General features: G+C 56.6%; 7 protein-coding genes and 3 pseudogenes. 4 read left to right on the forward strand and 6 right to left on the reverse strand.

Annotated elements, in window-relative coordinates:
• A partial coding sequence (locus HCN50_RS32830; protein WP_210265194.1) for an IS3 family transposase occupies positions 1–270 on the forward strand: 270 nt, incomplete at its 5' end.
• A gap of 96 nt (positions 271–366) precedes the next feature.
• On the forward strand, positions 367–1,386 hold the full coding sequence (locus HCN50_RS32835; protein ID WP_171713993.1) for an IS110 family RNA-guided transposase: 1,020 nt from the start codon (positions 367–369) through the stop codon (positions 1,384–1,386).
• 302 nt (positions 1,387–1,688) lie between these two features.
• Here the strand turns inward: HCN50_RS32835 and HCN50_RS34940 are convergent, their stop codons facing one another.
• The 5 genes and pseudogenes from HCN50_RS34940 to HCN50_RS34095 form a co-directional block, all read right to left on the reverse strand.
• Positions 1,689–1,874 carry a WxcM-like domain-containing protein gene (locus HCN50_RS34940; RefSeq protein WP_171713994.1) on the reverse strand — a complete coding sequence of 62 codons (186 nt, stop codon included), beginning with the start codon at positions 1,872–1,874 and terminating at the stop codon, positions 1,689–1,691.
• Positions 1,875–2,489: 615 nt separating this feature from the next.
• Positions 2,490–3,656: an FAD-dependent oxidoreductase gene (locus HCN50_RS32845; RefSeq protein WP_171713995.1), complete on the reverse strand. Its 1,167-nt coding sequence runs from the start codon at positions 3,654–3,656 to the stop codon at positions 2,490–2,492.
• 4 nt (positions 3,657–3,660) lie between these two features.
• Complete coding sequence (locus HCN50_RS32850) at positions 3,661–4,650, reverse strand: hypothetical protein (RefSeq protein ID WP_171713996.1); 990 nt, start codon at positions 4,648–4,650, stop codon at positions 3,661–3,663.
• Positions 4,647–5,039, reverse strand: coding sequence for a hypothetical protein (locus HCN50_RS32855; RefSeq protein WP_171713997.1), 393 nt, complete (start codon positions 5,037–5,039; stop codon positions 4,647–4,649). The genes HCN50_RS32850 and HCN50_RS32855 overlap by 4 nt, the downstream gene beginning before the upstream one ends.
• A gap of 273 nt (positions 5,040–5,312) precedes the next feature.
• Positions 5,313–6,102 (reverse strand): annotated as a pseudogene (locus tag HCN50_RS34095) (transposase); the annotation flags it as partial.
• Between the two features lie 285 nt (positions 6,103–6,387).
• Between HCN50_RS34095 and HCN50_RS32870 the strand changes: the two are divergent.
• A pseudogene (locus HCN50_RS32870) lies at positions 6,388–7,744 on the forward strand (transposase).
• Between the two features lie 184 nt (positions 7,745–7,928).
• Positions 7,929–9,221, forward strand: a pseudogene (locus tag HCN50_RS32875) (IS701 family transposase).
• 319 nt (positions 9,222–9,540) lie between these two features.
• On the opposite strand, the gene HCN50_RS32880 reads toward HCN50_RS32875, so the two are convergent.
• Positions 9,541–9,813: hypothetical protein (locus HCN50_RS32880; RefSeq protein ID WP_210265193.1), on the reverse strand; the 273-nt coding region annotated here is incomplete at its 5' end.

Here is a 9,813-nt window from a genome sequence, read left to right on the forward strand (position 1 = left end):
CAATATGCTTCGACGGACTATCGGAAGATGATGCAGTCCGCCGGTTTTCGAGCCTCGATGAGCCGCAAGGCCGATCGTTACGATAACGCGCCGATGGAGAGTTTCTTCCACACGCTCAAAACAGAACTCGTCCATCAGCAGCATTATGAAACACGTGAGGAAGCCAGACGTGATATCTTTGCTTACATCGAGGGCTTCTACAATCGAAAGCGTCGTCACTCCGCCATCGGCTATATCAGCCCGATCGAGATGGAGCTAAAAGCAGCTTAACCCTGTCCATTTTTTCGGGGGAAGATCAGACGGCTTCTCGAAGGCACGATGTTGGATAGGATCTGCCTCCGCGGAATAGCGAAAAGGAGCAGCTCTATGAAGCAGTACGTTGGTTTGGACATCTCTATGGAAGAGACCAGCATTTGCGTCTTGGACGAGAACGGCGGCGTGACATTCGAAGGTAGCGCCCCTACCGACCCGGAGGCCATCGCTAAACTCTTGCGGCGGCATGCCGGCAATGCTGAGCGGATCGTTTTTGAAACGGGCTCGCTATCCAATTGGCTTTGGCACCAGCTTAGGACGCTGGGCTTTCCCGTCATCTGCCTTGATGCGCGTCATGCCAACGCAGCGTTATCGATGCGCATCAACAAATCGGACCAGAACGATGCCAAGGGATTGGCCGAAATGGCGCGCATGGGATGGTACCGGGAAGCTGCCGTGAAGGGGGCGGAGAGCTGGAAAACCCGTTCGATGTTGGCGGCTCGAACCAAGTTGGTGAATCTGCGGCGAGACCTCGACAACCAGATGCGCGGTCTGTGTAAGGGGCTCGGAATAGTGCTCGGCAAGGCCGGCAACCTGGCTCGCAAAGTCGACGCCGTGCTCGCTCAAGCACCGGATTTGCAAGATATTTTCGCGCCGCTGCTCCTTGCCCAGTCCTGTTTGACCGAGCAAATCGAAAAATATGATCGACAACTCCTGGCAGTGGCAAAGGGCGACCAGACTGTTCGGCGAATGATGACCGTTCCTGGTATCGGTCCCCTGACTGCCCTGTCCTTCGTCGTTACCATCGATAATCCCACTCGCTTTAGACATTCCGCCGACGTTGGCGCCTATCTCGGCCTAACACCAAAACGTCATCAATCCGGTGAGATCGATCGCACGGGCCGCATCTCCAAACGCGGCGACCATCAGGTTCGAACTTATTTGTTCGAAGCCGCGAACGTCCTGCTAACCGTTGTCGGACGAGGTTCTGCGCTCAAGCGCTGGGGCAGCAAGCTGGCCAAACGCATCGGCGCCAAAAAGGCGAAGGTTGCCGTCGCGCGCAAAATGGCTGTAATGCTCCATGCCATCTGGACCGATGGCACCGAGTTCCAGGCAGAGATGCGCACCGCATGAACCAGTCTTAAACAACTCCAGATCCGCCCTCGGCGGAACATGCGTCCCTGCCGGGACGAAGGCGTTGGCAATCTCGAAGTCGTCCCCGCGGGCGTTGCGCGCACCGCGCTCTTCACATCGAGATGCCGCGCCTCTTGAACGCCACCATGCGGCGCTCCTGCATAGAGACGACCGCGGAAAGAACCATGAACCCGGCAGCGGATCATTTTTGTCTATCGGGGTTGATACCGTGCTCGCGATTAAAGAACGGACGACTATTGAGGGCGCGCGTGCGGACGGCTTTGCTCTACCGAGCTACACCATCACTGGGGGCACGACCGAATGTAGTCGTCGGAGTCGTAATAATCTGAGGCGAATACGAGCAGCATTGCATCCGCAGAATACCGGAACTGCGATCCCCAAATCATGGCGGCATGTAGAGGCCAGCCTTTGGGCGGTCTACCGTTCCCGTGCTTGATAAATTGCCTGATCTGTTGTGCTGTCTTCATGAGTAGCTTGGTGCAACGATTGGACGCGCGGATCGTTTAACGTTTGCAAATGCTAACCCAAGCCAGCGAATTACAGTCAAGAATTGGCTTAGAAAGCGGACTGCTTCCGTTTCATAGTTGTAAGGTGTCTGGGTAAGCGAAGCCAGCTGAGGTCTTTCCGTGGGACCACCCGTGTGCGACGATCTGGCGTCATTACGATTCTGTTTTCGGGACCTGTAGAACTGCTCATTATGGCAAAGTTCCGGCGACCTCTTTTCAAATGGCGACCATCGCGCCAAATATGCGCCAATGAGACTCTCGGAATGGGTGATCGCGTGCGCCGGTGCACTCCGGAGGATGGCGTCGCTTCGTGCGTTGCGAGTTCTCTATATGCGATGCAACGACGGCAGTAGCCTCTACTATTCGCCCAAGGAGCAGAGACATTCGGCGTCGGGTAAGCCGGAGGCAACAGTTGATGCCACCGAGCAGGCCATAAGTCTTTCAAGACTTTGGCCACGGGTTGCAGAGCGCATAGTTGAAAAGTTGGGAAGTCCGCTTGTAGCTTCTTATCCGCTGATAGATTGAAGGCGGTGACAATTCCGAAACGCGGCAGATCCCAGGCTAGCGCCGCACGATTCACACGGCCACTCCAGCGATGAGTGGGCCGGCATGGACGTGTCCGGAATGGGCATCGGCCCATTCCGGATGACTCAGTCGCACGAGATCGAACAGATCGTAAATGTTATCGATCTTACCGCCCATGATCGAAATTATGCGCGAGCCTTGGGGCTGCCTATGAAACAGGACTGGTCTACCGTCGTCGCTCTCGTTCTTCACAAGCACAGTTTTCACATCGTAGATCGATCTGATCCACTTGGCCTTTGTCAGGCAAGGCAAATAGCGTTGCCCGTCAAGGATCATGTTGCGATGATAAGTTTCCGGCTGCAAGCTTTCAAAGATGCGGTAAGATGAGTGGTTCGTAATGCTGTCGGTCCAGGTGGTGTGCGGCGTGTATCGCACATGTGTAAGCGAATACAGCTTTTCCGGTGGGTAGGGCATCACCGAAAAAAACGGGCCGTCCATGACGGTAATGCCGTATCCCTCTAACTGACGGGGCGGCCGGATCAGAGCAATTTCCGCCAACTCATGCTTTAGGCTCGCTTCCGGTAGCGCGCCGGAACGAAGCACGCTGTTGATCTGAGAATAGGTTACGTTGAAGACGAAGCGAGCGCGAATCTCCGATCCGCTCGAAAGCCAGGCGATGACATCGTCATCTCGCTCTTCCAGCTGCCGCACCTCAGTGTTTAGCAGCAGATCGACGTCGAGCGCATCGAACTGGCGCATCATGTGATCGCGCAAGACGGAATAGTCGAACGCGCGTTCTGTGCATGCGAAGACTGCTTCTATAGCCGACGGATTAAACAAGGCCGCCTGCGAAGGGTCCGCCGGCGCGATCGGCGCGCCCATGTCGGAGAACATTCGATAGAAGCGCTTAGCCGAGATCTTGGACCGCCGTCGCGCGATCGCGTAAAGCATCTGGAAATTGTCGTCAATCGCTTGAGGGAAGTCGCTAGCGAATCGGCGATGCAGAACCATGGATTTGATCGCCGTCATCACGTTACGTGGGTAGTGAAATCCAGTGTGAACACGCGCCTGATTGACCCGCGAGGCACGATTCATGGGTTGGCTGCCCGCCTCGACGACAACTATTCGGTTGGACACCGAGCGCAGGAAAAGCGCGAGACTGCAGCCGTAGAATCCGGCCCCAATGACTAGATAATCGATTGCCGGCGTCAGATTCATGCTATCAGCGCTGATTCGCGACGGTCGCATTAACGGCTGTGATCTCGACGTTCAAGTCTTTCATAGCCTGATCGAACATGTTGATGGTACTTCGTTCCTCGATGATGTCATCTACCACGTCGTTCGAGAGCGCTTCGATAATCTTCTGCAGGCCGACCGTTAGACCGAAAATCGCTTTTCCGAGAAACGCTGTCGTTAGGCTTATCGCCAGCGTAGTGGTGAACCAGCCGGGTTGGATCGACACCAAGGTTGACCAGACGATAACTGCGTAGATCGCAAATGCAACGGAAGCACACGTGACCGCTAGCGACAAAAGAGAGACCAGAGTCAGCACGCGCGGAGCCGAACTCACCAGAAGCTTTTGGACAACACTCAATCTACGGCCGAACTCTCGGACAGATCGAGTCCTACTGCGGCTCTCACGGTCAGATAGCCAGACCACAGGAATTCCGCGGTCCGCCGGCGGAAACCGTAGCGCTACCTGTCGATCTGGATGGACAAGAAGCTTGCTGAGCAGCGCGCGCGGGTACGAGGCCGTCAGCATGTAACACATGTCCACCCGAAATCCAGCGGCGCGTCCGAGCGCACGTAACGCGGGATTCATTACGCTACTTTTGCTGCGCCGGCCTATCACAATGCTGTTCTTTTGGGAGGTCAGTTCGATCATTTCGATAAGATCGAGCGCCGGTTGCTCGTCGATCGAGGCAAGCACGACGATATCACCTATCGCCTCTGATGCTGCAGCCAAGCGACGGCGATACAAAGGTGTTCCAGATCGCGTCGTCAACAGGCGGACATTGTTCGTTTGGTTAATCAGCGACTGATAGTCTAGTGGTGCGTCTGCAACGACGACGATCAAAATTTCGTAGTAACGATACTGCGCAGTCAGCCGCCTCGATAACTTGGCGAGTTCGCTTAAGTAGCCATTGTCTGCGGGGAAATCTGCAAAGCAGACCGAGATGAAAACGTCCTCCCGACCGAGCTCACGCGTCATATCAGATTGTCCTTGCTCTCGGCGAGCTTGGCCGCAAGGCGGGAAGTGGATGATTCCAGAGTCTTTAGCCCGAGATCGGCCGGCGGTTTCATCTCAATCGAATACCAGCCGCCGTATCTGGCGTTAGCCATTGCTGACCGAGCTTCGGCGGTTTGTTGCGCTAAAGTCGGATTCGGAGCGAGATCGGGCTCGCTCACACGAACGTATTTGATGCGGGAAGCAAAACCAGGAAGGTAGAAACGTTCGTCGGCGAGATTGAGAGCGAAACTACAGGAGTATAGCAGCCGAGGTAAAACGATTACTGTTGTTACGGCGAATAGTGCCAGCAATGACTGATTCAACAAGCCTGGCAACGTTCGTCCGTTGGCAAAGTTGTTATCCCCTGGCACTGGCCCGTTCCTGTAGCCTCGTTGATGACGCCCATTCCAACGGATATCAGCCTCAAGCGAGCTTTTAACTGACCTGAGCCCCGCAATCTCCTCCTAAAACTAGTAGACTCTGTAGCTTCTTGCAGCGAGACCGAAGTTTGGGCCATCCAGAACTGTATCTGCTGCGCCCCTTGCACTGAGGCCGAACTTTGGACTACCGGAGATTAGATTTTCCGGATTTCTCACGCTGGCGGGCTGGATGCGCCATCGTGAGGTTGCGGTCGCCAAGATCGCGAAGTCGGCGCGTTGATCGATGCGGATCGTCGCCGGGAACCCCACTCCCTGCAGAATCATTCCAGTACCGCCACGACGTCAGCGCCGTGGAAGGTAACCGCGGCTCCAACACCGGCGGGCGAAGATATCAACGATCGTGAGCACCCGGAGCTTGCGACCGGTCGCCAACTAATCTTGAACAAATCCAACGCCCAAGTGTCGTTCGATCGCGCGGCCGGCCGACGTCCCGCAGCTTGGCCTTGACCCGCCGTTTCGGTGTTTTGTTGCGTAATTGCAGGCCCAACTAACGGTATATGCGCCGCGTCTTGTTCTGTCCATGATGCCAGCCCTGGCGTCGAAGCGTGACATGAATGCGTGGGTAGCCGTGGCCGTCCGGCAGATCTCCTTGCTCCGTTACTCAAGTGCAGCTGACCGGTGACGAGACTTGTAGTGATAGCTTGAGGTATCGAATTCGACGATCTGGCAGGCCGGGCGGATCGAAACGCTCACTCGCTGCGCATCTCATGGACCAGCTTGCGCCTCCGGGTAGGCCTCAGAGCTTTCGACGGATGGCCCTGGGGCATTGTCCATGCTGAGATCGGCGACCACCTTCTCCAGCATTGCATTCTCGTCCTCAAGCTCCTTCAGCCGATGCATCTCGGTCGGCAACAGGCCGTCGTGGTTCTTCTTCCGATTGAAGTAGCTCCGCCGGGCTTATCCCGGCCTTGCGGCAGATATCCGCAACCAGTATCCCCTCCTCCCCCTGCTTCAAAATGAACGCCTTCTGGGACTCCGAAAACGAGGCCTTCATCGTCTTCCCTTCGTCCCAGCCATACGAACGGGTAGATCTGTGAACGTGAGACTCCTGTCGAAAGGCAGGCAATCTTTGCTAAACGTCAGGCGCTCTTACCATGCATGCGAAGCCGGCGCGTATAGCGTACTCGAATACGAGCCGAAAGATCAAACCGATAATTGATGAGTTCGCCTTCGAGCTTGAGCAATTCATCGGATACTAGCCGATTCTGTTGAAAAAGGCGGCTGTTGCGGCGCAGAGATATCAGTCATTCAGTCTGTCTAGTTGGCAGGACTGAAGATCATGATGGGGCATCGGCAAGTTGAACAGGCCGCGTTGTTCTATGAGTTCTCGCTCGAAAGACATATCCCGACTGATCACTTGCTGCGGTTAATCGACAGGTTTGTCGATCTTGAACAGGTCCGGCGGGACCTGGCGCCTTTCTACAGCAGCATCGGTCGGCCTTCGATCGATCCCGAGCTGATGATCCGGATGCTCTTGATCGGTTACTGCTTCGGCATCCGATCGCAGCGGCGCCTGTGCGATGAGGTTCACCTCAATTTGGCCTACCGGTGGTTTTGCCGGCTCGGTCTGGATGGGGCGGTGCCGGATCATTCGACATTCTCTAAGAACAGGCATGGCCGCTTCCGGCAGACCGACCTCTTCCGTCGCGTGTTCGAGAGCGTGCTGCGCCGCTGCATCGAGAAGCGACTGGTCGGCGGTGAAGGATTTGCCGTCGATGCGAGCCTAATCAAGGCCGATGCCAATCGGCAGAAGGGGATCGAAGGCGATAAGGGACTTCCGCCGGAGGCTGCGGGCCGAGCAATCGATGAGTATCTGGCTGTCCTTGATGATGCCGCTTTCGGAGCCGCGACCGAGGTTACCCCGAAGTTCGTATCGCCTTCCGATCCGGCGGCGCGCTGGACGGGGGCGCACGGCGGCCAAGCGTTTTTCGCCTATTCGACGAACTATCTGGTCGACATCGAGAACGCGATCATCGTCGACGTTGAAGCAACGACGGCAATCCGGCAGGCGGAGGTATTAGCCGCTAAACGCATGATTGAGCGCTCGCTGGAGCGGTTTGATCTCTATCCGAGCCGGCTGCTCGGTGACAGCGGCTATGGCTCGGCCGAGATGCTCGCCTGGCTGGTCTATGAGCACGGCATCGAGCCGCACGTTACAGTCTTCGACAAGTCGGCCCGCACAGACGGGATCTTCTCGCGCGACGACTTCACCTATGACCATGCTGGGGACATCTATCGTTGCCCTGGTGGCAAAGTTCTTACCACGACCGGAACGTTGGTAAATGATGGTGCCACCATGCTTTACCTCGCCAGCAAGCGGGATTGTGATCGATGCGCATTGAAGGCTAGGTGTTGCCCCAAGCAGGCTTCACGGAGAGTGCCGCGCTCGATCTACGAGGGCGCTCGCGACATGGCGCGCCAGATCGCGAGATCGTGGGAGGGAGGGAGGCACCTCGCGCCGGCTCCGCAAGAAAATCGAGATGTTGTTCGCGCACCTCAAGCGCATTCTCAAGCTCGACCGTTTGCGTCTACGAGGTCCAAACGGCGCGCGCGACGAGTTCATCCTCGCAGCCACCGCCCAGAACCTTCGAAAGATGGCCAAGCTGATCCCGATGCCCACCCCGAGACTCGCATAGGGCCGGTAGAGCAGTTCGGCCATGTCGCGACGGACCTATTGTAACGAAATACTGCCGGCCTTTTTCAACGGAATCAGCCGATTACAGACGAAGAAATCATACTAGTCTTACTGAGTCAGTCTTTGTCGACAGGAATCATATATTTGAAAAGACTCACTTTTCAGCATGGGGAGGCTGAGATGGTCTGACAAAATCGGGAGACGTAGCGTCGCGGTTTTCGGCATATATTGAGGCTCTTGCCAGCGTGATCGGACATGTGGGACGGGCCAAGCCGCTTGGCGATTACTGCACTGGGCTGATGATGCCGTGCGATCGCAAAGAGTGTCGAGCCGATGGCGGCGATGACGGCTCCTGAGCGGACAGCAGCGCAGCATCAGGCGTTGTTGCATTTTGTCGGTCAAGGTGACTGGTCGGATCAGCAAGTGTTGGCTAAGGTCCGTGAGTTCGTGAGTTAGTGCTGCCGGGCATCGAACGCCACGGAGAGATCGAAGCTTGGATCATCGATGATACGGGCTTTCCTAAGAAGGGGCGACAATCGGTCGGGGTTGCAGTCAGTTTGCGCAAGCAAGACAATTGTCAGGTGGCCGTATCTCTTTCGCTTGCGAACCATCATGCGAGCTTGCCGGTGGCCTACGGCTCTATCTCCCAAAGGAGCGGGTGACGGACCGTGCACGTCGGCGCAAAGCCGGAGTCCCCAAGGCAATCACCTTCAAGACCAAGCCGGCGATTACACTTGAACATTTGCGTTGGGCCTGTGCGGTTGGCTTGCCGCGCGGCGTGGTACTGATGGAGGCCGGCTATGGCACCGACACCGCTCTGCGTGGGAGTATTACCGAACTGGGCCTGAATTATGTGGCCGGCATCTTGCCACAAACCTCAGTTTGGGCATTCGGAACTGGACCGCGTCCGCCGAAGAAGTGTCGGGGAACGGACGACCTCCAAAACTGCTACGGCGTGATAGCAAACACCGACCGATTTCGGCCAAGAAGCTTGCGATCGGTCTGCCAGCGCATGCTTGGCACAAGATCACGTGGCGTGAGGGTACGGCAGAACGGTTGTCTTCGCGTTTTGCCCGTGTGCGCGTCCGTCCGGCACACCGAGATTACTGGCTTGCCGAAAGCCGGCCGGAGGAATGGCTGTTGATCGAGTGGCCAGAGGGCGAGGAAGCTCCGACTAAATATTGGTTTTCAACGCTTCCGGCGAACGTTGGCTTCCGTCAGCTGGTCGATAGCGCCAAGCTGCGCTGGCGCATTGAGCGCGACTACCACGACCTCAAACAGGAGGTCGGCCTTGGCCACTTCGAGGGACGAAGCTGGCGTGGCTTCCACCATCATGCAACACTGTGCATTGCCGCCTACGGATTTCTGGTCTCCGAGCGAGAGACGATTCCCCCTCAGAGACAGCCTCCACCAAGCTATTCACGCAAGCTGCAATTCCCGAAACTTATCGGCCGAGGGGATCCGCCATTGCGGCCTGAACGACACGTTCCAAACTCGAATTGCGACCGTTCGGCGAAGACTGAACGCTGCGCTCGTGTCTACACTATCTAGATGCCCTTGTTGCATCAGGACAATCTCAAGTCAAAGTAGCCATCGAAATTCATGACGCAGTAAGACTAGCTAGGCGGCGGTAAAATCGCCAAAAAAACTTTGCAGCAGCGCGCGATGGAGCGGGATCATTACGCCCCGTTCGTACGCCTACGGCAACGTCACGTTCGATTTCCGGCGACTCTTGCAGATCAGCTGCAACAACGCCGAAATGTTCGCCTCGGGCCCCCTAGCAGGCTGTTGAAGAAGTCAGCCGCGTTCGCAAACGAAGGCTGAATCGTCACCATTGTGTATATAGAAGTGGCCGACGAGCCTGCCCGCGGTGCCAATCATAGCCCATCCGCGGCCGCAGGTGGGGTCATTCTCGTCGTGCCCTTCCGATGAGAACTCCGCGCAGGCCGAACCGTCTCGCGTGGCGTAGCGGACGTCGAGAAAGCCCTTCAGCGCACCGAAGGCAATTTCACCGTCGGACTTGCCCACGAAGGTGAGATGCGCCTCTTCGACGAGATCGAGGAAGTCGCT

This window comes from Bradyrhizobium archetypum, from assembly GCF_013114835.1.
GTDB classification, from domain to species: Bacteria; Pseudomonadota; Alphaproteobacteria; order Rhizobiales; family Xanthobacteraceae; genus Bradyrhizobium; species Bradyrhizobium archetypum.